The sequence below is a fragment of the Streptomyces sp. NPDC049585 genome, from assembly GCF_040675615.1.
GTDB lineage: Bacteria > Actinomycetota > Actinomycetes > Streptomycetales > Streptomycetaceae > Streptomyces > Streptomyces luteosporeus.
In genome coordinates, this window is sequence record NZ_JBFAPE010000012.1 from 46536 (window position 1) to 71798 (window position 25263).

The window sequence follows — 25263 nt, forward strand, 5'->3', positions numbered from 1 at the left end:
TCAGACGTCGTCTGACAGGCCCAGCTCGTTGTCCAGGAGGTCGAAGACCTCCTCGTCGGAGGCCGACTCGAAGTCGAACTCGGCCTCGTCGCCGGCGCCCGTCCCGGCCGTGGCGGCCGGGCCGGAGGCCCGCAGGGCGCCCCACTTCGAGCGCAGCACCTCCAGGCGGCCCGCGATCTGCTCGTGGACCTCCTCGGTGACCTCCAGCTCGCCGAACGCCCGCTCCAGTTTCTCCAGTTCGCCCAGCACCGCGTCCGCCCCCGAGCGCGCCGCCTCGGGCGCCACCAGCGCGTACAGGTGGTCCACCAGCTCGGCCGCGTTCGGGTAGTCGAACAGCAGCGTCGCCGGCAGCCGCACGCCGGTCAGGGCGCTCAGGCGGTTGCGCAGTTCGACGGCCGTCAGGGAGTCGAAGCCGAGATCCTGGAAGGCACGCCCCGGTTCCACCTCCCCGGCACCCTCGTGGCCCAGGACCACCGCGATCTGACCGCGGACCGCCTCCAGCAGCACCTCGCGCCCCTCGGCCCCGGACAGCGCCGCCAGCTGCTGCGCCAGCCCGGCCGCCGCAGCACCCGCCGTGGCGGCACCACCGGCCGCGGCGCGCCGCGCCGGCGTACGGACCAGGCCGCGCAGCAGCGGCGGCACCTCGCCCCGGGCCCTGAGGGCCGCGAGGTCCAGGCGCACCGGCACGGTGACCGGCTCCGTCGCCGCCGTCGACACCGCGGTGTCGAACAGCGCCACGCCCTCCTCCGCCGACAGTTCGGGCATGCCCGTGCGGGCGATGCGCCGGTTGTCGGCCTCGGACAGGGTGCTCGTCATGCCGCTGTTCTCCTGTGCCCAGGGGCCCCAGGCGAGGGAAGCGGCGGGCAGGCCGGCGGTACGCCGGTGGACGGCGAGAGCGTCGAGGAACGCGTTGCCCGCCGCGTAGTTGCCCTGACCGGGGGTGCCGAAGGTGCCGGCAGCGGAGGAGAAAACGACGAAGGCGTCGAGGTCGAGGCTCTCCGTGGCACGGTGGAGGTGCCAGGCGGCGTCGACCTTCGGCCGCAACACCCGAGCCATCCGCTCCGGCGTCAGCGACTCCACCACACCGTCGTCCAGAACGCCCGCCGTATGGACGACGGCCGTGATGCGATGCCGGGCGAACAGCCCCGTCACAGCAGCCTCATCCGTGACGTCGGCAGCTTCGACGGCGGCGGTGACGCCATACTCCGCCTTGAGCTCAGCCAACAACTCCCGCACGCCCTCGGCGTCCGGACCGCTACGGGACACCAACAGCAGGTTGCGCACATCGGCACGGGCCGCCAAATGCCGGGCCACAATCCGACCCAGACCACCGGTACCACCCGTGATCAGGACCGTACCCTCCGGATCCCACGCCTCCGGCTCCGGCTGCGTCGCCGTCACCGGCACCCGGCCGAGCCGCGCGGCGAGGACGTCGCCGTCGGCCCGCACGACCAGTTGCGGCTCGTCCAGCGCGAGGGCCCGGGGGAGGAAGGACGGCAGCTCGGCGCCGTCGTCCTCCTGATCCATCAAGTCCACCAGGTCCACGAGGACGAAGCGCTCGGGGTTCTCCGACTGCGCCGAGCGGACCAGACCCCACACGGCGGCGGCCGCCACGTCGCCGCCGTCGGTGGCGCCTCGGGTGACGAAGACCAGACGGGAGTCGGCAAACCGGTCGTCGGACAGCCACGACTGAACGATCCCGAGCACGCGAGCCGTCAGCTCATGAACGGATTCGACCACTTCCGCCGAACCCTTGAGCTGCATCACGACGTGAGCGGGGACCTCGACCGCCGGGTCGAGGTCTTCCAGTGCACCGACCTCCACCAGCGGACCGACGACCGCCTCGGCCGGCACCTGGACGGAGGACCAGGACAGCTTGAAGAGGGCGTCATGGTCGGCCGTACGCAGCTGGTCGGCGGCGAGGGGGCGAACCACCAGGGACTCCACGGACGCAACCGGCGCCCCGGCGGTGTCGGCGACGGCTATCGCCACTCCCCCGTTGACGGGCCGGATGCGGACGCGTACGGCAGCGGCACCGGTGGCGTGCAGAGCAACCCCGGTCCAGGAGAACGGCACCCCTCCCTCACCGTCACCACCGACGGCGGCGACAGCGTGGAGGACGGCGTCGAAGAGGGCGGGATGCATACCGTAGGCGCCCGCTTCGACGCCGTCGGGGAGTGCCACGTCGGCGTAGACGTCCTCGCCCAGGCGCCAAGCTGCCTGCAGGCCCTGGAACGCCGCACCGTACGCGAAGCCGGCGTCGGCGAACTGCTCGTAGCAATCGGAGACATCGACCGGCTCGGCACCCTGCGGAGGCCACACCGAAGCATCGAACGAAGAAGTAGAGGTCTCACCGGCCAGCGTGCCGCTGGCGTGGAGTGTCCAGGGCTCCTCGCCCGTACGGGAGTGGATCGTCACGGCCCGGCGACCGGTCTCGTCCGCCTCACCGACCCACACCTGCACCTGCACACCCGCACCCTGCTCGGGCAGAACCAGCGGCGCGGCAAGCGTCAACTCCTCCACCACGCTGCAACCCGCCTCGTCACCGGCGCGCAGGGCCAGTTCCACCAGAGCCGTGCCGGGCACCAGCGCCGAACCCATGACGACGTGATCCGCCAGCCACGGGTGGGACTGGAGGGACAGCCGACCCGTGAACAGGAAGCCCTCCGTGTTCACCAGCTCCACCGCCGCACCCAACAACGGATGCTCGGCCGACGACAGACCCGCGAACCGCACATCACCCGCACGCGCCACCACACCCGCCGGCCAGAACCGCCGGTGTTCGAACGCATACGTCGGCAGGTCCACGGGCCGGGCACCGGTGCCTGCGAAGAACGCGGCCCAGTCGACCGTGGCCCCATGCGCGTGCATCCGCGCCAGGGCGCTCACCGCGGCGGATTCCTCGTCCTTGTTCCTGCGCAGTACCGGGACCAGGACGGCGTCCTCGGTCAGGGATTCCTGGGCCATGGCGGACAGCACCCCGTCGGGGCCGAGCTCGAGGAACCGCCTCACCCCTTCCGCCTGCAGCGTGCCGACGCCCTCGGAGAAGCGCACGGCCTCGCGAACGTGGGTGACCCAGTAGTCGGGCGATCCCAGCTCCTCGGCGGAGGCCAGGGTGCCGGTGACGTTCGACACCACGGGGATCCGGGGGACGGCGAAGGCGAGGCCCTCGACGACCTGGCGGAAGTCCTCCAGCATCGGTTCCATCAGCGGCGAGTGGAATGCGTGGGAGACGCGCAGACGACTCGTCTTCCGTCCGTCGGCCTCGAAGCGGGCGGCAAGCTCCAGGACGGATTCCTCCGTACCCGAGACGACGACGGACGACGGGCCGTTGATGGCCGCGATGGACACCTCGTCGGTCAGGTGGGGCAGCACCTCGGCCTCCGTCGCCTGCACCGCGACCATCGCACCACCTGCAGGCAGCGCCTGCATCAGGCGGCCGCGCGCAGCCACGAGGGCACTGGCGTCGGCCAGTGAGAAGACGCCGGCCACGTGTGCGGCCGCCACCTCGCCGATCGAGTGACCGGCGACGAAGTCGGCACGGACGCCCCACGACTCCACCAGCCTGAACAGCGCCACTTCCAGCGCGAACAAGCCCGCCTGGGCATACACCGTGCGGTTCAGCAGCTCCTTGTCCTCACCCCAGACGACCTCGCGCAGGGGACGGTCGAGGTGCCCGTCCAGCACCGCACACACCGCATCGAACGCCCCGGCAAACACCGGGAAGCGCGCATACAACTCACGCCCCATCCCCAACCGCTGCGCACCCTGACCCGTGAACAGGAACGCCGTCCTGCCGTTGCCTGCCAGCGCTTCGAGCGTCTCCGGTGCGGCCTCGCCCGCTGCCAGTGCGGACAGCGCGCGTACGGCAGCCGGGCGGTCCTGCGCGGTGAGGACCACGGCACGGTGCTGGAAGGCCGCTCGCATGGTGGCCAGCGAGAATCCGACGTCCGTCAGGTCCCGGTCGGGGTGTTCCGCAAGGAACGCGGCCAGGCGCTGCGCCTGTGCGCGCAGTGCGGTCTCGCTCTTGCCGGACAGCACCAGGGGCACCACGCCCGTCGTCACCTCCGCCGCCGCGGCCGGCGTCTCCACCGGCTCGGGCTGCTCCAGGATGACGTGGGCGTTCGTCCCGCTGATGCCGAACGAGGACACGCCCGCCCGGCGCGGCCGGCCCGTGTCCGTCCAAGGCCGCTCGTCCGTCAGCAGTTCCACCGCTCCGGCTGTCCAGTCGACGTGGGTGGACGGTGCATCGACGTGCAGCGTGCGCGGCAGGACACCCTCCTGCATCGCCATCACCATCTTGATGATGCCCGCGACGCCTGCCGCGGCCTGCGTGTGGCCGAGGTTCGACTTCACCGAGCCGAGCAGGAGCGGCCGGTCCGCCGGCCGGTCCTGACCGTACGTGGCGATCAGGGCCTGGGCTTCGATCGGGTCACCGAGGGTCGTGCCGGTGCCGTGCGCCTCGACGGCATCGACGTCGGCGGTCGACAGGCCGGCGGCGGCCAGCGCCTGGCGGATCACCCGCTGCTGGGACGGGCCATTGGGCGCCGTCAGACCGTTCGACGCACCGTCCTGGTTGACCGCCGAGCCCCGCACGACCGCCAGCACCCGGTGACCGTTCCGCCGGGCATCCGACAACCGCTCCAGCACCAGCATGCCCACACCCTCCGACCAGCCGACACCGTCCGCGGCATCGGCAAAGGCCTTGGAACGCCCGTCCGGCGAAAGCCCCCGCTGACGCGAGAACTCCACGAACGTCGTCGGCGTCGACATCACCGTCACACCACCGGCCACCGCCAGCGAACACTCCCCCGACCGCAGCGCCTGCGCGGCCAGGTGCAGCGCCACCAGCGACGACGAACACGCCGTGTCCACCGTCACCGCAGGACCCTCGAAGCCGAAGGTGTACGAGACACGGCCCGAGGCGACGCTGCCCGCACTCCCGCTGCCCTGGTAGCCCTCGAACTCGGCGCCGGAGAGGAGGTTGGCGTAGTCGTTGTACATGACGCCCGCGAAGACGCCGGTCCGGCTGCCGCGCAGGGCGGTCGGGTCGATGCCCGCCCGCTCGACGGCCTCCCACGTCGCCTCCAGCAGCAGGCGCTGCTGGGCGTCGGTGGCCAGCGCCTCGCGCGGGCTCATGCCGAAGAACGCCGGGTCGAACTCGGCGGCGTCCCGCAGGAATCCGCCCTCGCGGGTGTAGACCGTGCCGGTGTGGGCGGGGTCGGGGTGGTAGAGCTCCTCCAGGTCCCAGCCGCGATCGGTCGGGAAGCCCGACACCGCATCCACCCCCTCCGACACCAGCCGCCACAGGTCCTCGGGCGAGGCGACCCCGCCCGGGTAGCGGCAGCTCATGCCGACGATCACGATCGGGTCGTCCGCCACCGCCGGCAGCACCGCCGACGGCGTCACCGCCTCCGGCGCCGTCTCGGCCCCGAAGAGTTCGTCCAGCAGGAAGGACACCAGCGCGTCAGCCGTCGGATAGTCGAAGACCAGCGTGGCAGGCAGCCGCAGACCCGTCACCGAGCCGAGGCGATTGCGCAGCTCGACGGCAGTCAGGGAGTCGAAGCCGAGATCCTGGAAGGCCCGGCTCGGGTCGACGTCCATGGCGCTCGCGTGACCGAGTACGGCGGCTATCTGCCCCCGCACGGCGTCGAGCAGCGCTTCGCGGCGCTCGACGGCGCCCAGCGCGGCCAGGCGCCGGCCCAGTCCGGACGTGGCGGCCGCGGTGCCCGCACGGCGCAGGGCGCGCGTACGGACCAGGCCGCGCAGCAGCGGCGGTACGTCCGTGGCCTGTGCCCGCACGGCTGCGAGGTCCAGGCGCACCGGCAGCACCGACGGTTCGGTGACGGTCGTGACCGCGGCGTCGAACAGCCCGAGCCCCTCTTCGACGGACAGCGGCGGCATGCCGGCTCGCGTCATCCGCTCGATCTCGGCCTCGCTCAGCGCCTCCGTCATCCCGCTGCCCCGGGCCCAGGGGCCCCAGGCGAGGGAGACGGCGGGCAGGCCGGCGGTACGCCGGTGGACGGCCAGGGCGTCGAGGAAGGCGTTGCCCGCCGCGTAGTTGCCCTGACCGGGGCTGCCCAGCGTGCCGGCGACGGAGGAGAAGACGACGAAGGCATCGAGGTCGAGGCTCTCCGTGGCCCGGTGGAGGTGCCAGGCGGCGTCGGCCTTCGGCCGCAGCACCCGGGCCATCCGCTCCGGCGTCAGCGACTCCACCACACCGTCGTCCAGAACGCCCGCCGTATGGACGACAGCGGTGATGCGATGCCGGGCGAACAGCCCCGCCACAGCAGCCTCGTCCGTGACATCGGCAGCCTCCGCCGCGGCGGTGACGCCGTACTCCGCCGTGAGCTCAGCCAACAACTCCTGCACGCCCTCGGCGTCCGGACCGCTACGGGACACCAGCAGAAGGTTGCGCACATCGGCGCGAGCCGCCAAGTGCCGGGCCACGATCCGCCCCAGACCACCGGTACCACCCGTGATCAGGACCGTACCCTCCGGATCCCAGGTCCTGTCGGCCGCGGATGCGGCGGACGGGACGCAGGCCAGCCGGGCCGCGCGGAGGTCGCCGTCAGTGCCGATGAGCAGCTGGGGCTCGTCGGTGGCCAGCGCCCGGGCCAGCGTCCGCTCGTCGGGAAGAGCAGCACCGTCGACGTCGATCAGGCCGAAGCGGCCGGGGTGCTCGGACTGCGCCGAACGGACCAGGCCCCATGCGGCGGCAGCGGCGAGGTCGGTGCCGGTCGTGGCGCCCTGCGTCAGGAAGACGAGGCGCGATGCGGCGAACCGTTCGTCCGCAAGCCACGCCTGGATCGTCCCGAGGACACGGGTCGTCGCCTCGTGGACGGCGGTGGCCACCTCCGCGTCCGCGTCCGAGGACGCGGGCATCCGGGCCACGACGACGTCCGGGACGTCGGTCGCGTCGGTGAGGGAAGCGGCGTCGTCGAGTTCCAGCACATTCAGCGATTCGACGGATTCCTCACCCGAGGGAACCGCGGTCCACTCGACCGTGAAGAGGGAATCGCGTCCGGCGGTCCGCAGCCGGTCCGCCGAGACGGGACGGACGACGAGCGACTCCACGGACGCGACGGGCGCGCCGGTGGTGTCGGCGATCGCCACCTCGACGCCGTTGGCGGCGGGCCGGATGCGGACCCGTACGGCAGCGGCACCGGTGGCGTGCAGAGCAACGCCCGTCCAGGAGAACGGCACTCCCCCGTCATCGTCGCCGCCGACGGCGGCGGCGTGGAGGGCGGCGTCGAAGAGAGCCGGGTGCAGACCGTACGCACCCGCCTCGACGCCCTCCGGCAGCGCCACCTCGGCGTAGACGTCCTCGCCCAGGCGCCAGGCGGCCCGCAGGCCCTGGAACGCCGGGCCGTAGGCGAACCCGGCTTCTGCGAACCGCTCGTAGCAGTCGGAGACGTCCATGGCCTCCGCGCCCGTGGGCGGCCACACCTCGGCCTCGAACGCCTGGGCGGTCGAGCCTTCGGCCACCACACCGTTCGCGTGGAGCGTCCAGGGCTCCTCGCCCGTGCGGGAGTGGATCGTCACGGCCCGGCGACCGGTCTCGTCCGCTTCACCGACCCACACCTGCACCTGCACACCCGCACCCTGCTCGGGCAGAACCAGCGGCGCGGCAAGCGTCAACTCCTCCACCACACCGCAACCCGCCTCGTCACCGGCGTGCAAGGCCAGTTCCACCAGTGCCGTGCCCGGCACCAGCACCGAACCCATCACCACGTGATCCGCCAGCCAGGCGTGCGAGCGAGCCGACAGGCGTCCCGTGAGCAGGAAGCCGTCGGAACCTGCCAGGGTGACCATGCCGTTGAGCAGAGGGTGCTCGACGGAGTTGGCGTTGCCGTCCGGCGTCATGACGGCCGGCCAGAAGCGCTGGTGCTGGAACGGGTACGTCGGCAGGTCCACGCGGCGTGCACCGGTGCCGGTGAAGAACGCGGCCCAGTCGACGCGCCCGCCGGTGACGTGCAGGCGTGCCAGGGCGTCCACGATCGCCGATTCCTCCGCGCCGCGCTTGCGCAGTGCGGGGATCAGGACGGTCTCGGCTCCGGTCAGGGATTCCTGGGCCATCGCCGACAGCACCCCGTCGGGGCCGAGCTCGAGGAACCGCCTCACCCCTTCCGCCTGAAGCGTGCCGACGCCCTCGGAGAAGCGGACCGCCTCTCGGACATGGGTGACCCAGTAGTCGGCCGACCCCAGCTCCTCGGCGGAGGCCAGGCGGCCCGTCACGTTGGACACCACGGGCAGCTGCGGAGTACCGAACGCGAGGCGCTCCACCACCCGGCGGAAGTCCTCCAGCATCGGTTCCATCAACGGTGAATGGAAGGCGTGCGAGACGCGCAGCCGGCTCGTCCTGCGCCCCTCGGCCTCGAAGCGGGCGGCAAGCTCCAGCACGGCCGCCTCGGCGCCCGACACCACGACGGCCGACGGGCCGTTGATCGCCGCGATCGACACCTCGTCGGTCAGGTACGGCAGCACCTCGGCCTCCGTAGCCTCGACGGCCACCATCGCGCCACCCGCAGGCAGCGCCTGCATCAAGCGACCCCGCGCAGCCACCAACGCACACGCATCCGCCAGCGAGAAGACCCCGGCCACATACGCCGCCGCCACCTCACCGATCGAATGACCAGCAACGTAATCCGGGCGCACACCCCACGACTCCACCAGCCTGAAGAGCGCCACTTCCAGCGCGAACAAGCCCGCCTGCGCGTACACCGTGCGGTTCAGGAGCTCCTCGTCCTCACCCCACACCACCTCACGCACCGGCAGCTCAAGGTGCTCGTCCAGACCCGCGCACACCGCATCGAACGCCTCGGCGAAAACGGGGAAGCGCTCGTACAACTCACGCCCCATCCCCAACCGCTGCGCACCCTGACCCGTGAACAGGAACGCCTGGAGGCCGTCCGTCTGCATACGGTCGACGGGGGTCTCGCCGCGGGTGACGGCGGCCAGGGCGGCCAGGAGGTCGTCCCTGGTCGTGCCCACGACGGCCACGCGCTGTTCCAGTGCGGCCCGTGACGTGGCCAGCGAGTAGGCCACGTCCAGCGGGTCCAGCTCGCGGCCGGGGCCGTCCAGGAGGCGCTGTGCCTGCGCGAGGAGGGCGGTCCGGTCGTGGGCCGAGAGGATCCAGGGCAGGACGCCCGGAGTCACCGTGGGCTCCTCGGTGCTGTCGGCACCGGCCTCCGGCGCCTGTTCGACCAGGACGTGGGCGTTGGTGCCGCTGATGCCGAACGACGACACGCCTGCCCGGCGGGGCCGGCCGGGGGCGGCCGGGGTCCACTCGCGGGTCTCGGTCAGCAGCTCGACGGCGCCGGCCGTCCAGTCGACCTTCTCGGAGGGGGCGTCGACGTGCAGCGTGGGCGGCAGGACGCCGTGGCGCATGGCCATCACCATCTTGATGACACCGGCGACGCCGGCCGCGGCCTGCGTGTGGCCGATGTTGGACTTCACCGAGCCCAGCCACAGCGGCCGGTCCGTCTCGCGGTCCTGGCCGTAGGTGGCGAGCAGCGCCTGCGCCTCGATGGGGTCGCCCAGCGTCGTCCCCGTACCGTGCGCCTCGACGGCGTCGATCTGGTCGGCGGAGAGACGGGCGTTGGCCAGGGCCTGGCGGATGACGCGGCGCTGTGCGGGCCCGTTGGGGGCGGTCAGACCGTTGGAGGCGCCGTCCTGGTTGACGGCGGTGCCGCGGACGACGGCCAGGACCGGGTGCCCGTTGCGCACGGCGTCGGACAGCCGCTCGACCACCAGGAAGCCCGCGCCCTCGGAGAAGCCGGTGCCGTCGGCCGCCGAGGCGAAGGACTTGCACCTGCCGTCGGCCGAGAGGGCGCCCTGGCGTCCGAACTCGGCGAAGACGCCGGGCGTGGACAGCACCGTCACACCGCCCGTGACCGCCAGCGAGCAGTCGCCCTGGCGCAGGGCCTGGACGGCGAGGTGCAGGGCCACCAGGGACGACGAGCAGGCGGTGTCGACCGAGACGGCGGGGCCCTCCAGGCCGAGCTTGTACGAGACGCGGCCGGAGACCACGCTGCCGTTGCCGTCGCTGCCGGGGTAGTCGTGGTACATCACACCGGCGAAGACGCCGGTGCGGGTGCCGCGCAGCGAGGTGGGGTCGATGCCGGCCCGCTCCAGGGCCTCCCACGACAGTTCGAGGGTGAGGCGCTGCTGCGGGTCCATGGCGAGGGCCTCGCGCGGGGAGATCCCGAAGAAGCCGGGGTCGAAGTCGGCGGCCCGGTCGAGGAATCCGCCGAGGTGGGGGTACTGCCCGGTGTCCGGGAAGCCCTCCCAGCCGCGGTCGTCCGGGAAGCCGGAGACGGCGTCACTGCCGGTCGTCACCAGGTGCCACAGGTCCTCGGGGCTGGTGACGCCGCCGGGGTAGCGGCAGGCCATGCCGACGATGGCGATCGGCTCGTACTGGGCGGCGGACAACTTGCGGTTCTCGGCGCGCAGCCGGACGGTCTCGCGGCGGGCGGCGAGCAGTGCGTCGCCGCCGTCCGTGGAGTCGTCACCGTCCGGGACGAGGAGTTCCTCGTCCTCCGGCTCGTCGACCGTCCCGCGGACCGTCGCGTCGGCCAGCTCCAGGAGGCTCTCCATCAGGCCGGCGTCGCGCAGGCGGCGGGTGGGGATGGTCTGCAGGGCCTGCCGGACCTCGTCCTCGGCGGACCGCGCGGGCGCGGCTTCGCCGGCGACCGGCAGCGGGGCGAGCTGCTCCTCGATGTGGCCGGTCACCGCCTCCGAGTTGGGGTGGTCGAAGACGAGGGTGGCGGGCAGGCGCAGGCCGGTGGCGCGGTTGAGCTGGTTGCGCAGCTCGGTGGCGGCCAGGGAGTCGAAACCGAGCTCCTGGAACGCCTTGTCCGGTCCGATGGCCTCCGCCGACGCGTGCCCGAGGACGGCCGCAACCTGCGTGCGGACGATCTGCAGGATCGCCCGGCGCCGCTCGGCGGGCGTCAGGCCCGCCAGACGCTGCGCGAGGCCGGCGGCCCCGGGGGCCGCGTCGGCAGCGGTCGCGGTGCGGCGCGCGGCGGGTACGAGCCCGCGCAGGAGGGCGGGGATCTCGTCGGTGCGGGTGCGCAGGGCGGTGGTGTCGACCCGGATGGGTACGACGGTGGCGCGCTCGGACCGCAGGCCTTCCGCGAACAGGGCCGTGCCCTCCGCGTGGCCGAGGGCGGGGACGCCCTGGGTGGCCATGCGCTTGCGGTCGATGTCGCTGAGGTACTGCCCGAGACCGGCACCGACCTCCCACAGGCCGAAGGCCATGGACGTGGCCGGCAGCCCCTGCGCCCGGCGGTGCTGGGCGAGACCGTCGAGGAAGACGTTGGCGGCGGCGTAGTTGCCCTGACCGGCCGTCAGCACCAGGCCACCGGCCGACGAGAACAGCACAAACGCCGCCAGGTCCATGTCCCGGGTCAGCTCGTGCAGCCACCAGGCCGCATCCGCCTTCGGAGCCAGGACGGTGTCGACCTGTTCGGTGGTCAGCGCGTCGACGAGGGCGCTGTCACCCACGCCCGCGGCGTGGACGACGCCGGTCAGGGGGCGTTCGGCGGTGATGCCGGCAACCAGAGCAGTCAGAGCCGCACGATCGGAGACGTCACACGCCTCGATCCGCACACTCTGCGCACCCAGCTCGGCCAGCGCCTCGCGCAACTCCCTCGCGCCCGGCGCCTCCGGGCCGCGCCGGCCCACCAGCACCAGGTGCCGTACACCGCGTTCGGCCACCAGGTAGCGAGCCACCACAGCACCCAGGCCACCCGTACCACCGGTGATCAGCACCGCACCCTCGGCGTCGAACGACGCCCCGTCGGCGGCTACCGGCGCCAGGCGCACCAGCCTCGGCACCCGCACCTCACCCGCACGCAGGGCCAGCTCGGTTTCGCCCGAGGCCTGCGCCGCATCGACGGCAGCAGCAGGCTCCACCGAGTCGTCGACGTCGACCAGCACGAACCGCCCGGGGTTCTCCGCCTCGGCGGCCCGCACCAGACCCCACACCGGAGCCTGCACCACATCGACGAGCTCGTCGTCGGCCGTCGCAACCGCACCACGCGTCACCACGACCAACCGCTCACCCGCCTCACGCTCCACCGCCAGCCACTCGCGTACCGCCTGCAGCACGCGGTCCATGACGGTTCGCACCCCACCGGGTACCTCGTCGGCGGCGTCGGAAGCAAGCTGCGTGAGGTCGAGCAGCTGCGGTTCGGTGGCCGGGACGGTACCGCTGTCGGAGGTGACGGGCAGGGCCGGCCACTCGATCCCGTACAGCGGCAGCTTCGCGCCGCCCTCCGCGGACTCCAGCTGGTCGGCGGAGACCGGTCGGCCGACCATCGAGCCGACGGACAGCACCGGGCGGCCCGTGGTGTCGGTGACGGCCAGGGCCAGTCCGCCGTTCTCGACCTGGGAGAGGCGCACGCGGACGGCGGGCGCGCCGACGGCGTGCAGCGTCACATCGTTCCAGGCGAAGGGGATCATCGTCTCGTCGGCGTCGCCGACGAGGATCGCCGCGTGCATCGCCGCGTCGAGCAGGGCCGGGTGCAGACCGAAGCGACCGGCCTCGTCCGCCGCGCTCTCCGGCAGGGCGACCTCGGCGAAGAGCTCGTCACCCCGGCGCCAGGCGGCGCGCAGGCCCTGGAAGACGGGGCCGTAGTCGTAGCCGTGCTGCTGCAGCGTCTCGTACGCGCCCTCCAACGGCACCTGCTCGGCGCCGGCGGGCGGCCAGGCGACGGCCGCCGGTTCGCCGGTGGTGGGGGCGCCTGCGGCGGCCGGGGTGAGGAAGCCGGACGCGTGCCGTGTCCAGGCCCCGTCCGGGGCGCCGTCGGGGCGGGAGTGGATGGCGACCGGCCGACGACCGGCCACCGCCCCTGCCCCTGCCTCGGCCTCCGTCTCCGCCGGGCCGACGACGACCCGGACGTGGACGGCGCCGTGCTCGGGCAGCACCAGCGGCGCGGCGAGCGTCAGCTCTTCCAGCGCGGCGCAGCCGGCCTCGTCACCCGCCCGTACGGCGAGTTCCACCAGCCCGGTGCCCGGCAGCAGCACCGTGCCCTTGACGGCGTGGTCGGCGAGCCAGGGGTGCGAGGAGAGCGACAGGCGGCCGGTGAGGACGACCCCGTCGGACTCCGGGAGCCGCACCACGGCGCCCAGCAGCGGGTGCGTCACCGCTTCCATGCCGGCCGAACCCAGGTCGGCCGTGCCGGTGGTGGCGTTCACCCAGTAGCGCTGCCGCTGGAAGGCGTAGGTCGGCAGGTCGACCGGCTGCGATGCGGCACCACTCGTCGTGGAGTCACCGGTCGCGGGCCGGGCGAAGAAGGCGTGCCAGTCGACGGGCACGCCGTGGGCGTGCAGGCGGGCGACGGCGGCCACGGCGGTGGCGGCCTCGTCCCTGCCCTTGCGCAGGAACGGTACGGCCACCGGGCCCGGGGCGTCGCCCTCCGGCTCCAGCGCCGCCTCGGCCATGCCGCTCAGCACGGCGTCCGGCCCGAGCTCGACGAACCGCGTCACGCCGTCGGCGTGCAGGGCCCGTACGGCGTCGGCGAAGCGGACGGCTCGGCGGACGTGGTCGACCCAGTACGACGGGGAGGTGAGCTCGTCGGAGGTGGCGAGGGCGCCGGTCAGGTTGGACGCCACGGGTATCGAGGGAGCGGTGAAAGCGAGCTCCGAGACGACCTCGCGGAAGTCCTCCAGCATCGGTTCCATCAACGGTGAATGGAAGGCGTGCGAGACGCGCAGACGACTCGTCCTGCGCCCCTCGGCCTCGAAGCGGGCGGCCACTTCCAGCACCGCCGCCTCGGCACCCGACACCACGACGGACGACGGGCCGTTGATCGCCGCGATCGACACCTCGTCGGTCAGGTACGGCAGCACCTCGGCCTCCGTAGCCTCGACGGCCACCATCGCGCCACCCGCAGGCAGCGCCTGCATCAAGCGACCCCGCGCAGCCACCAACGCACACGCATCCGCCAGCGAGAAGACCCCGGCCACATACGCCGCCGCCACCTCACCGATCGAATGACCAGCAACGTAATCCGCACGCACACCCCACGACTCCACCAGCCGGAACAGGGCGACCTCGACCGCAAAAAGCCCCGCCTGGGCATACACCGTGCGGTTCAGCAGCTCCTCATCCTCGCCCCAGACGACCTCGCGCAGGGGACGGTCGAGGTGCTCGTCCAGCACCGCACACACCGCATCGAACGCCCCGGCGAAAACGGGGAAGCGCTCGTACAACTCACGCCCCATCCCCAACCGCTGCGCACCCTGACCCGTGAACAGGAACGCCGTCGAGTCGTCGGGGCGTGCCGTCGCCGTGACGACGGCCGAGGTCGGCTCGTCGTGGGCGAGGGCCGCGAGGCCGCGCAGGAGCTGGTCGCGGTCCGTGCCGACGACGACCGCGCGGTGTTCGAGTGCGGCGCGGGACGTGGCCAGCGAGCGGGCGATCCGCTCGGGATCGAGTTCGGGGCGGGCCGCGAGGTGGGTGTGGAGCCGCTCCGCCTGGGCGCGCAGCGCCTGCGGGGTGGCGGCGCTGACCGGCCACGGGAGGACGTCCGTGCCGGGAGTGCCGACGGCTTCCGCTGCGGGCGGTTGCGGCTGCGGGCCCTGTTCGATGACGACGTGGGCGTTGGTGCCGCTGATGCCGAACGCGGAGACGGCGGCGCGGCGCCGGCGTCCGGTCTCCGGCCAGGGCCGGGCCTCGGTGAGGAGTTCGACGGCGCCGGCGGTCCAGTCGACGTGCGGGGAGGGCTCGTCGACGTGCAGGGTGCGGGGCAGGACGCCCTCCTGCATCGCCATGACCATCTTCATGACGCCGGCGACGCCGGCGGCGGCCTGGGCGTGGCCGATGTTGGACTTGATCGAGCCCAGCCACAGCGGCCGGTCGGCCGGCCGGTCCTGGCCGTACGTGGCGATCAGGGCCTGCGCCTCGATGGGGTCGCCCAGCGTCGTCCCCGTACCGTGCGCCTCCACCGCGTCCACCTCGGACGCCGGCAGTCCGGCGCCGGCCAGGGCCTGGCGGATGACCCGCTGCTGCGAGGGGCCGTTGGGGGCGGAGAAGCCGTTGCTCGCGCCGTCCTGGTTGACCGCCGTGCCGCGCACGACGGCGAGGACGCGGTGGCCGTTGCGCAGGGCGTCCGAGAGGCGTTCGACGAGGAGGACGCCCGCGCCCTCCGACCAGCCGACGCCGTCGGCGGCGCCGGCGAAGGCCTTGCAGCGGCCGTCGGGCGACAGGCCGCGCTGCCGGCTGAACTCGATGAACATGCCCGGCGTGGACATCACCGTGGCGCCGCCGGCCAGGGCCAGCGAGCACTCGCCCGAGCGCAGCGCCCGGACGGCGAGGTGCAGGGCGACGAGCGAGGACGAGCAGGCGGTGTCGACCGTGACCGCGGGCCCCTCGAACCCGAAGGTGTAGGAGACGCGGCCGGAGACGACGCTGCCGCCGCTGGTGCCGGAGGGCGAGACGTTCAGGGCGTAGTCGTGGTACATGACGCCGGAGAAGACGCCGGTGTCGCTGCCCTTGAGCGAGGTCGGGTCGATGCCGGCCCGCTCGATCGCCTCCCAGGACGTCTCCAGCAGCAGGCGCTGCTGCGGGTCCATGTAGGTGGCCTCGCGCGGCGAGATGCCGAAGAAGCCGGGGTCGAAGTCGGCGGCGTCGTGCAGGAAGCTGCCGTGGCGGGTGTAGCTCCTGCCTTCCTTGCCGGGCTCGGGGTCGTAGAGGTCGGCGAGGTTCCAGCCGCGGTCGCCGGGCAGCTCGGAGAGGGTGTCGACGCCGTCGGCGACGAGCTTCCACAGCTCCTCGGGGCTGGTCACGCCGCCCGGGTAGCGGCAGGCCATGCCGATGATGGCGATCGGCTCGTCGTCCGCCGGGGCCCCGGGCGTACGCGCGAGGGCAGCGGCGTCGGCGACGTCGGCGGTGTCCGTGCCGGCGAGGAGGCCGGCGATGTGCTCGCCGACGGCACGCGAGTTGGGGTGGTCGAAGACGAGGGTGGCGGGCAGGCGCAGGCCGGTGGCGCGGTTGAGCTGGTTGCGCAGCTCGGTGGCGGCCAGGGAGTCGAAACCGAGCTCCTGGAAGGCCCTGTCGGGCCCGATGGCCTCCGCCGACGCGTGCCCGAGGACGGCCGCGACCTGCGTGCGGACGATCTGCAGGATCGCCCGGCGCCGCTCGCCTTCGGTGAGCCCGGCGAGCTGCCGGGTCAGGCCGGCCTCCGGCGCGGGGGCCGCGGCGGCCGCGGCCCTGCGGGCACGCGGCGCCAGGCCGCGCAGGAGGGCGGGGATCTCGTCGGTGCGGGTGCGCAGGGCCGCCGTGTCCACCTGGACGGGTACGACGGTGGCGCGCTCCGACCGCAGACCCGCCGCGAACAGCGCCAGCCCGGCGTCGTGCGTCAGCACCGGGACGCCTTGCGTCGCCATGCGCTTGCGGTCGATGTCGCTGAGGTACTGCCCGAGCCCGGCACCCACGTCCCACAGGCCGAAGGCCATGGACGTGGCCGGCAGCCCCTGCGCCCGGCGGTGCTGCGCGAGACCGTCGAGGAAGACGTTGGCGGCGGCGTAGTTGCCCTGACCGGCCGTCAGCACCAGGCCACCGGCGGACGAGAACAACACAAACGCTGCCAGGTCCATGTCCTTGGTCAGCTCGTGCAGCCACCAGGCCGCATCCGCCTTCGGAGCCAGGACGGCGTCCATGCGCTCGGGGGTCAGGGCCTGCACCAGACCGTTGTCGCCGATGCCGGCGGCGTGGACGACGCCGGTCAGGGGGCGCTCGGCGGTGATGCCGGCGACCAGAGCAGTCAAAGCCGCACGATCGGAGACGTCACACGCCTCGATCCGCACACTCTGCGCACCGAGCCCGGACAACTCCTCACGCAACTCCACCGCACCCGGCGCCTCCAGGCCACGCCGGCCCGCCAACACCAGATGCCGTACACCGCGCTCGGCCACCAGGAAGCGGGCCACGACAGCGCCCAGACCACCGGTACCACCGGTGATCAGCACCACACCCTCGGCATCGAACGACACTTCCTCATCGGCCGCCGGTGCCAGGCGCACCAGCCTCGGCACCCGCACCTCACCCGCACGCAGGGCCAACTCGGGTTCCCCCGACGCCAGCGCCGCATCGACGGCATCATCCGGCTCCACCGAGGCGTCCACGTCCACCAGCACGAACCGACCGGGATTCTCCGCCTGGGCAGCCCGCACCAGACCCCACACCGGAGCCTGGACCACATCAATGAGCTCGTCATCAGCCGTCGCAACCGCACCACGCGTCACCACGACCAACCGCTCACCCGCACCGCGCTCCACCGCCAGCCACTCCTGCACGGTGTCCAGGACGCGGTGCGTGAGGGTGCGTACGGCGTCGGGTACGTCGCCGGGCGGCGTGGCACCGCAGTCGAGGACGACCGTTCCGTCGGCCACGGGCTCGGGCGCGCGAGTGGCCGGGGAGTGCCATGCGATGCCGTACAGCGTCTGCGCCGTGCGGGCCGCGGCCGCGCCCAGCTGGTCGTCGGAGACCGGGCGGCCCGCCACCGAGCCCACCGACAGCACCGGCGCGCCGGCCGGGTCGGTGATCTGCAGGGCCAGGGCACCGTCCGGCAGACGGGACAGGCGTACGCGGACCGCCGCGGCGCCCTCCGCGTGCAGGGACACCTCGCTCCAGGCGAAGGGGATCATCGTCCCTTCGGCGTCGCCGGCCAGGATCGCCGCGTGCATCGCCGCGTCGAGCAGGGCCGGGTGCAGGCCGAAGCGACCGGCCTCGTCCGCCGCGCCCTCCGGCAGGGCGACCTCGGCGAAGAGCTCGTCACCACGCTGCCAGGCGGCGCGCAGGCCGCGGAAGAGCGGTCCGTAGCCGTAGCCGTGCTCGGCGAAGGTGTCGTACGCGCCCTCGACGGTCAGTTCCGTGGCGTCCGCGGGCGGCCAGACGGAGGTGTCGGGCTGCGGGGCGGGGACGGCGGCGGGGGCGAGGACGCCCTCGGCGTGCTGGGTCCAGGGGGCGTCGACGGGGTCCTCGGGGCGGGAGTGGATGCCGAGCGTCCGTCGTCCGGTGTCGTCGGGGGCGCCGACGCGCACCTGGAGGAGGACGCCGCCGCCCGTCGCGGGCAGCAGGAGCGGGGCGGTGAGGGTCAGTTCCTCGACGAGGCCGCACCCGACCTCGTCACCGGCCCGTACGGCCAGCTCCAGCAGCCCCGTGCCGGGCACCAGCACGGATCCGCGGACGACGTGGTCGGCGAGCCAGGGGTGGGACGTGACGGAGAGCCGGCCCGTGAGCAGGTGGCCCTCGCCGTCGGCGAGTTCGACGGCCGCGCCGAGCATGGGGTGCCGGGCGGCGCCCAGGCCGGCGTGGCGCACCTCGCCGGCGCGGGTGGTCTGCGAGGGCGCGGGCCAGTAGCGGCGCCGCTGGAAGGCGTACGTCGGCAGGTCGACCTGCCGGGCACCGGTGGCGGCGAACACGGCGTTCCAGTCGGGTTCGGTGCCGTGGGCGTGGAGCCGGGCGAGGGCGCCGAGGAGCGTCGTCTCCTCGTCCCGGCCCTTGCGCAGGACGGGGACGAGGACGGCGGGCCCGCCCTCGAAGGAGTCGGAGGAGTCGGAGGGGTCGAAGGATTCGGCGGCGAGAGCGGACAGGGCGCCGTCGGGGCCGAGTTCGAGGCAGGTGGTGACGCCGGCGGTCCGCAGGGTCCGTACCCCGTCGGCGAAGCGCACGGCTTCGCGGACGTGGGTGACCCAGTACTCGGGGGAGCACAGCTGTGCCTCGGTGGCGATCGTGCCGGTGACGTCGGAGACGACCGGCACGGTGGGCGCGGCGTAGGCCAGGCCCTCGGCGACCGCGCGGAAGTCGGCGAGCATCGGCTCCATCAGCGGCGAGTGGAAGGCGTGCGAGACCCGCAGGCGCGTGGTCCGGCGGCCATCGGCCTCCAGGTGGGCGCAGACGGCCTCGACGGCCTCCTCGGTACCGGAAACGACGACGGCGGAGGGGCCGTTGACGGCGGCGATCGCCACGTCGCCGGTCAGCAGGGGCCGTACCTCGTCCTCGGTGGCGCGCACGGCCGCCATGGCCCCGCCGGCCGGAAGGGCCTGCATCAGGCGGGCACGGGCGGCGACCAGGCGGCAGGCGTCGGGCAGGGACAGCACGCCGGCGACGTGGGCCGCCGCGATCTCGCCGACCGAATGGCCGAGCAGCAGGTCGGGGCGCACGCCCCAGGACTCCACCAGCCGGAACAGCGCCACTTCGAGGGCGAACAGCGCGGTCTGCGCGTAGGCCGTGCGGTCGAGGAGCTCGGCGTCGTCGCCCCACAGGACGTCGCGGACGGGCCGCTCCAGGTGCCCGGCCAGGTGGGTGTCGAGCCCGTCGAGGACGGCGTCCAGTGCCGCGGCGAAGACGGGGTGTCGGGCGTACAGCTCCCGGCCCGCGCCCAGGCGCTGCGCGCCCTGGCCGGAGAAGAGGAAGGCGCGCTTTCCGGGGCGCACCGTGCCCTCCGCGGCGACGGTCTCGTCCGTGGTGCCCTCGGCGAGGGCGGTCAGCGCGCGCAGGGCGGTGTCCCGGTCGGCGGCCAGGACGACGGCCCGGTGCGGGAAGCCGGTACGGCCGGTGGCCAGGGAGTACGCCACGTCCGCGAGCCGCAGGCCGGGGTGCTCCTGCAGGTGCGCGAGCAGGCGTGCGGCCTGCGCGGGCAGGGCGGCCTCGTCCCTGGCCGAGAGGACCAGGGGCAGCGGGCCGGCCGCGGGGGTCTCCTGCCGGGGCTCCGGCAGCTGCGACGCAGGGTGGTTCCCGGGCTCGTTCCCGGGCTCGTTCCCGGGCTGATTCCCGGGCTGGTTCTCGGGCTCGTTCTCGGGCTCGTTCTCGGGCTGTTCGAGGATGACGTGGGCGTTGGTGCCGGAGATGCCGAACGAGGACACGCCCGCCCGGCGCGGCCGCGCCGCGTCCGGCCAGGGTGCGGGCTGCCGCAGCAGTTCGACGGCACCGGCCGTCCAGTCGACGTGGGTGGAGGGGGCATCGACGTGCAGGGTGTGCGGGAGCACGCCGTGCTGCATCGCCATGACCATCTTGATGACACCCGCGACACCGGCGGCGGCCTGGGTGTGGCCGATGTTGGACTTGATCGAGCCGAGCAGCAGCGGCCGTTCGGCGTCCCGGTCCTGGCCGTAGGTGGCGAGCAGGGCCTGGGCCTCGATCGGGTCGCCCAGGGTGGTGCCCGTGCCGTGGCCCTCGACGGCGTCGACATCGGCGGTGGACAGACCGCCGCTGGCCAGGGCCTGGCGGATCACGCGCTGCTGGGACGGGCCATTGGGCGCGGTCAGCCCGTTGGAGGCACCGTCCTGGTTGACCGCGGAGCCACGGACGACGGCGAGGACGCGGTGGCCGTTGCGGCGGGCGTCGGAGAGCCGTTCGAGAACGAGCATGCCCACGCCCTCGCCCCAACCGACGCCGTCGGCGCCGTCGGCGAACGCCTTGCACCGGCCGTCGGCGGACAGACCGCCCTGGCGGGAGAACTCGACGAACGTCATGGGGGTGGCCATCACCGTCACACCACCGGCCACCGCCAGGGAGCACTCCCCCGACCGCAGCGCCTGCGCGGCCAGGTGCAGCGCCACCAGCGACGACGAGCACGCCGTGTCGACCGTGACCGCAGGACCTTCGAAGCCGAAGGTGTACGAGACACGGCCCGAGGCGACGCTGCCCGCACTGCCACTGCCCTGATAGCCCTCGAACTCGCGGCCCGAGAGGAGGGAGGCGTAGTCGTGGTACATCACGCCGGCGAAGACGCCGGTACGGCTGCCCTTGAGCGAGGCCGGGGCGATGCCGGCGCGTTCGATCGCCTCCCACGTCGTCTCCAGCAGCAGGCGCTGCTGGGCGTCGGTGGTCAGCGCCTCGCGGGGGCTCATGCCGAAGAAGTCGGGGTCGAAGTCGGCGGCGTCGTGCAGGAAGCCGCCGGAGCGGGTGGCGATGTCGGCCTCGTCGAGGTCCGCGGCGTCCCAGCCGCGGTCTCCGGGGAAGCCGGAGACGGCGTCCACGCCGTCGGCCACCAGCCGCCACAGATCCTCGGGCGAGGCGACCCCGCCGGGGTAGCGGCAGCTCATGCCCACGATGACGACGGGGTCGTCGGCCATGGCGGCCGCGGTGGGGAGGATCTCCGCTGCGCCGGCCGGGACCGTACCGAAGAGCTCGTCGTGGAGGTGGCCGACCAGAGCATGCGCGGTCGGGTAGTCGAAGACGGCGGTCGCCGGCAGCCGCAGGCCCGTGGCCTTGCCGAGGCGGTTGCGCAGCTCGATGGCGGTGAGGGAGTCGAAGCCCAGGTCCTGGAAGGCACGGGCCGGGTCGACGGTCGCGCCGTCCGCGTGCCCGAGGACGAGGGCGATCTGCGCCCGCACGATGTCGAGCAGCGCCTCGCGCCGCTGCTCCTCCGGCTGCCCGGCCAGGCGTGCGACGAGACCGGAGGCGGCGGCGTCACCGGCCGGTGCCGCGGCGGATGCGCGCCGGGTGCGCGAGCGGACCAGGCCGCGCAGCAGGGGCGGCACGTCCCCGTACGCGCGCAGGGCGGCCAGGTCGAGGCGGACGGGTACGGCAAGGGGCTCGCCGGCGCCGAGCGCCGCGTCGAACAGGGCGAGCCCCTGCTCGGTGGTGAGAGCCGGCATGCCGGTGCGGGCGATGCGCTCGATCCCGGCCTCGGAGAGGGTGCCGGTCATGCCGCTGTTCGCCTGTGCCCAGGGGCCCCAGGCGAGGGAGACGGCGGGCAGCCCGGCGGCGCGCCGGTGGGCGGCGAGGGCGTCGAGGAAGGCGTTGCCGGCCGCGTAGTTGGCCTGGCCCGCGCTGCCGAAGACGCCGGCGACGGAGGAGAAGACGACGAAGGCGTCGAGGTCGAGGTCCTCGGTGGCCCGGTGGAGGTGCCAGGCGGCGTCGGCCTTGGGGCGCAGGACGCCGGAGAGCCGTTCGGGGGTGAGGGAGCCGATCACGCCGTCGTCGAGGACGCCGGCGGTGTGGACGACGGCGGTGATGCGGTGCCGGGCGAACAGCTCCGCCACGGCGGCCGCGTCGGTGACGTCGGCGGCTTCGACGGTGGCGCTCACGCCGTGGTCCGCCTCCAGCTCGGCGAGCAGTTCGGCGACGCCCGGGGCGGCGGGGCCGCCCCGGCTGACCAGCAGCAGGTTGCGCACGTCGGTACGGGCGGCCAGGTGCCGGGCGACGATCCGGCCGAGACCTCCGGTACCACCGGTGATCAGGACGGTGCCTTCCGAGTCCCAGGCGTCGGTGGTCGGGGCCTGGGCCGCCGCGCGGCTCAGGCGCGCGGCCAGGACGTCGCCGTCACCGCGGATGAGCAGCTGCGGCTCGTCGAGGGCCAGGGCCCGGGGCAGGACAGCCCCCTCGGCCCCTGCCTCGACGTCCACCAGGAGGAACCGTCCGGGGTGTTCGAGCTGCGCCGAGCGGACCAGACCCCGGACGGCAGCGCCCGCAAGATCGGCGCCGCCGACCGCGCCCCGGGTGAGGAAGGCCAGGCGCGAGGCGGCGAACCGCTCGTCCACCGCCCATGCCTGGACGAGGCCGAGCACACGGGCCGTCAGCTCGTGCACGGACGCGACGACATCCGCGGAACCGGAGACCTCGACGAGGACGACCTCCGGGACGCCGTCCGCGGCGGCCAGGGCCTCCAGATCGAGGTCGGGCGTTGCCGTGGTGACGGTGGGAACGGCACCCTCGCCCGGGACCTGGACCGGCGTCCACTCGACGGTGAAGAGCGCGTCGCGGTCGACGGCCGTCCGCAGCTGGTCCGAGGAGATGGGCCGGACCGCCAGCGACTCCACGGACGCCACGGGCGCGCCGGTGGTGTCGGCGATCGCCACCTCGACACCGTTGGCAGCGGGCCGTATACGGACCCGTACGGCAGCGGCACCGGTGGCGTGCAGAGCAACCCCGGTCCAGGAGAACGGCACTCCCCCGTCACCGTCACCACCGACGGCGGCGACAGCGTGGAGGGCGGCGTCGAACAGGGCCGGGTGCAGACCGTACGCACCCGCCTCGACGCCCTCCGGCAGCGCCACCTCGGCGTAGACGTCCTCGCCCAGGCGCCAAGCTGCCCGCAGGCCCTGGAACGCCGGACCGTACGCGAAACCGGCTTCGGCGAACTGCTCGTAGCAATCGGAGACATCGACCGGCTCGGCACCCTGTGGAGGCCACACCGAAGCATCGAACGAAGGAGTGGAGGTCTCACCGGCCAGCGTGCCGCTGGCGTGGAGCGTCCAGGGCTCCTCGCCCGTACGGGAGTGAACCGTCACCGCCCGGCGGCCCGTCTCGTCCGCCTCACCGACCCACACCTGCACCTGCACACCCGCACCCTGCTCGGGCAGAACCAGCGGCGCGGCAAGCGTCAACTCCTCCACCACACCGCAACCCGCCTCGTCACCGGCGCGCAGGGCCAGTTCCACCAGAGCCGTGCCGGGCACCAGCGCCGAACCCATGACGACGTGATCCGCCAGCCACGGGTGCGACTGCACCGACAGCCGACCCGTGAACAGGAAGCCCTCCGTGTTCACCAGCTCCACCGCCGCACCCAACAACGGATGCTCGGCCGACGACAGACCCGCGAACCGCACATCACCCGCACGCGCCACCACACCCGCCGGCCAGAACCGCCGGTGCTGGAAGGCGTACGTCGGCAGGTCGACCCGCCGGCTCGCCGCGCCGCCGATCACTGCCGTCCAGTCGACCCGACCGCCGTCGACGTGCAGCGCGGCAAGCGCAGCCAGAGCGGTGGGCTCCTCGGGATGGCCCTTGCGCAGGACCGGCATGGCAACCGAGTCGTCCGCGAGGGTTTCGCGGGTCATGGCCGACAGGACGCCGTCGGGACCGAGCTCCAGGAAGCGTGTCACGCCCTCCGCCCGCAGGGCGGCGATACCGTCCGAGAAGCGGACCGCCTCGCGGACGTGGCCGACCCAGTAGTCGACCGAGGTCAGGGTCTCGGCGGCCGCGAGGCCGCCGGTCACGTTGGACATAACGGGCAGCTGCGGAGTATCGAACGCGAGGCGCTCCACCACCCGGCGGAAGTCCTCCAGCATCGGTTCCATCAGCGGCGAGTGGAAGGCGTGGGAGACGCGCAGACGACTCGTCCTGCGCCCCTCGGCCTCGAAGCGGGCGGCGAGCTCCAGGACGGTGCTCTCGTCGCCGGAGATCACCACGGCGGAAGGGCCGTTGATGGCGGCGATCGACACCTCGTCGGTCAGGTACGGCAGGACCTCGGCCTCCGTCGCCTGCACCGCGACCATCGCGCCACCGGCAGGCAGCGCCTGCATCAGGCGACCCCGCGCAGCCACCAACGCACACGCATCCGCCAGCGAGAAGACCCCGGCCAGGTGCGCCGCCGCCACCTCACCGATCGAATGACCGGCGACGAAGTCGGCGCGGACGCCCCACGACTCCACCAGCCGGAACAGGGCGACCTCGACCGCAAAAAGCGCTGCCTGCGCGTACACCGTGCGGTTCAGCAGCTCCTCATCCTCGCCCCAGACGACCTCGCGCAGGGGACGGTCGAGGTGCTCGTCCAGGCTCGCACACACCGCATCGAACGCCTCAGCGAAAACGGGGAAGCGCTCGTACAACTCACGCCCCATCCCCAACCGCTGCGCACCCTGGCCGGTGAAGAGGAACGCCGTCTTCCCGGCGTTCCCCACCACTCCCTCGGTGACGGCGGCGTGGGTTTCCCCCGTCACGAGCGCCGACAGGGCCTGTACGGCGGCGTCCCGGTCCCGGGGCGCCAGGACCACCGCGCGGTGGTCGAAGAGGGAGCGGCTCGTCACGAGTGCGGTGGCGACGTCCGCTGCCGGGAGGTCCGGCTGATCCGCGATGCGTGCCAACAGGCGGGCGGCCTGCCCGCGCAGGGCCGCCGGGCTCTTGGCCGAGAGCACCCACGGAACCACCTCCGCCGGGCTGTCGGCACCGGCTTCCGGCGCGGCCTCGACGGGCTCCGGCTCTTCGAGGATGACGTGGGCGTTCGTCCCGCTCACGCCGAACGAGGACACGCCCGCCCGGCGCCGGCGGTCGGGCGCCGTCCACGCGACGGGTTCCGTCAGCAGTTCCACGGCTCCGGCCGTCCAGTCCACGTGGGTGGACGGTGCATCGACGTGCAGCGTGCGCGGCAGGACACCCTCCTGCATCGCCATCACCATCTTGATGACGCCCGCAACACCGGCCGCAGCCTGCGTGTGGCCGAGGTTCGACTTCACCGAGCCCAGCCACAGCGGCCGGTCCGCCTCGCGCTCCTGACCGTACGTGGCGATCAGGGCCTGCGCCTCGAT

General features: G+C 73.5%; 1 protein-coding gene (cut by a window edge). It reads right to left on the reverse strand.

Annotated elements, in window-relative coordinates; genetic code table 11:
* On the reverse strand, positions 1-25263 hold the 3' portion of the coding sequence (locus AB0K17_RS15480) for an SDR family NAD(P)-dependent oxidoreductase (protein ID WP_365983211.1). It continues 6285 nt past the right edge of the window; the window shows 25263 of its 31548 coding nt (coding positions 6286-31548); its start codon lies beyond the right edge, outside the window; the stop codon is at positions 1-3.